Origin of the sequence: Snodgrassella alvi, from assembly GCF_002777425.1 — a bacterium.
Taxonomy (GTDB): Bacteria; Pseudomonadota; Gammaproteobacteria; order Burkholderiales; family Neisseriaceae; genus Snodgrassella; species Snodgrassella alvi_B.
In genome coordinates this window covers 1-1,733 of record NZ_MDVC01000033.1, presented here as the reverse complement: position 1 = coordinate 1,733, position 1,733 = coordinate 1, and the positions used below count along the sequence as shown (strand labels likewise).

The 1,733-nt window shown below is 37.6% G+C and carries 3 protein-coding genes; all 3 read left to right on the top strand.

Annotated elements, in window-relative coordinates:
• Positions 1–381 (top strand): hypothetical protein (locus BGI33_RS03285; RefSeq protein WP_218965121.1); only part of this gene is annotated, 381 nt, incomplete at its 5' end.
• On the top strand, positions 381–677 hold the full coding sequence (locus BGI33_RS03280; RefSeq protein WP_100089907.1) for a hypothetical protein: 297 nt from the start codon (positions 381–383) through the stop codon (positions 675–677). The genes BGI33_RS03285 and BGI33_RS03280, both read left to right, overlap by 1 nt.
• A gap of 267 nt (positions 678–944) precedes the next feature.
• Positions 945–1,700, top strand: a complete 756-nt coding sequence (locus tag BGI33_RS03275) for an RHS repeat domain-containing protein (RefSeq protein ID WP_100089908.1) — start codon at positions 945–947, stop codon at positions 1,698–1,700.
• The last annotated feature ends 33 nt before the right edge of the window (positions 1,701–1,733 follow it).

Genomic DNA, 1,733 nt, shown 5'->3' with positions numbered 1-1,733 from the left:
CTGTATCAGTATGCGCCTAATGGGTTGACTTGGATTGATCCGTGGGGGCTAAGCTGTGAACCTAAAACTAAGCCAAATTGGACAACGCATGACTATAAACATTTCCCTCCAAAGAATCAATCATGGAAAGATGTAATTAAATCAACTAAATCAGGGCCTGCAAAATATAAACCTGATGTTGATATTAAGACACTAGAGTTTGATGTATTCCATACTGGAATGCCTGTTACTAATGGGAAACAATGGAAAGTAAAAGATATGGGTACAGTTATTGGGGCAAGTGAAGGTAAACCATCACAATGGATTAGAGTTGAACTTAGTGCAAATACAATTCATGGCCATCCAATTTCTTTAAATGAATATATGAGGTTATTGAAATAATGAATATTGATTTATCTAACCCAAAAGGAAAAATTGTATTTAACGAATTTTCATTAAATAAAAATATTCCTCTTTCAATGCAATTAGATGCTTTAAAAGAAGATATGCTGCAAATTGAGTATCCTAATGGATATATTTTAGATATTGGGTGGCGTCCATCTTTCAATATAAATGGCTGCTTTTATATTTATTTAATAAAAGATTTTGATTGGGAAAAACCAATATATAGCAATTTTACTAATGATATAAGCAGCTTAGAATATCAAATTAATCAAGCGATTAGTAAAATCGGATAAGTTAATAGAAAAATTATTTTAAGATATAACTTAAAATACAGCTAAGACCAACATGGTTGTACCAAGACTAAACAAATCGTTAGCAGCCCCAAGCACTACCACTACGACGCTGCCCACCGCCTGCGCGAAGTACGCATCGAACAACTCAACAAAACCGAACGATACCGCTACCTCTATGACGCCCTTGGCCGACGTATCGAAAAACAGAAGTTAGACCGCGAAGGCAAACCTTACAACCGTACCCGCTTCCTGTGGGACGGGTTAAGAATGATTCAGGAAACCGGCCCGAATCACCCTACCAGCCTGTATATCTATACAGACCAGAACAGCTACGAACCATTGGCGCGGATAGACACAGATGGCAACCAAGAACAACATATCCGTTATTTCCATACCGACCTGAATGGCTGTCCGGAAGAACTGACCGATGCAAACGGTGAAATACTGTGGGAATGCAGCTTTCAGCTATGGGGAAAACGGATTCATGAAATCGAACATGAATCCGTAGAACAAAACCTCAGATATCAGGGACAATATTTAGACAGAGAAACCGGTTTACATTACAATACTTTCAGGTACTATGATCCGGATATAGGACGCTTTACTCAGCCAGATCCGATTGGGTTGCTGGGTGGTTTTAATCTGTATCAGTATGCGCCTAATGGGTTGACTTGGATTGATCCGTGGGGGCTAAGCTGTGAACCTAAAACTAAGCCAAATTGGACAACGCATGACTATAAACATTTCCCTCCAAAGAATCAATCATGGAAAGATGTAATTAAATCAACTAAATCAGGGCCTGCAAAATATAAACCTGATGTTGATATTAAGACACTAGAGTTTGATGTATTCCATACTGGAATGCCTGTTACTAATGGGAAACAATGGAAAGTAAAAGATATGGGTACAGTTATTGGGGCAAGTGAAGGTAAACCATCACAATGGATTAGAGTTGAACTTAGTGCAAATACAATTCATGGCCATCCAATTTCTTTAAATGAATATATGAGGTTATTGAAATAATGAATATTGATTTATCTAACCCAAAAGGAAAAA

Excerpts from the sequence above, each read along its gene's own strand:
- BGI33_RS03280 (WP_100089907.1), top strand. The coding sequence starts at position 381 with ATGAATATTGATTTATCTAACCCAAAAGGAAAAATTGTATTTAACGAA.
- BGI33_RS03275 (WP_100089908.1), top strand. The coding sequence starts at position 945 with ATGATTCAGGAAACCGGCCCGAATCACCCTACCAGCCTGTATATCTAT.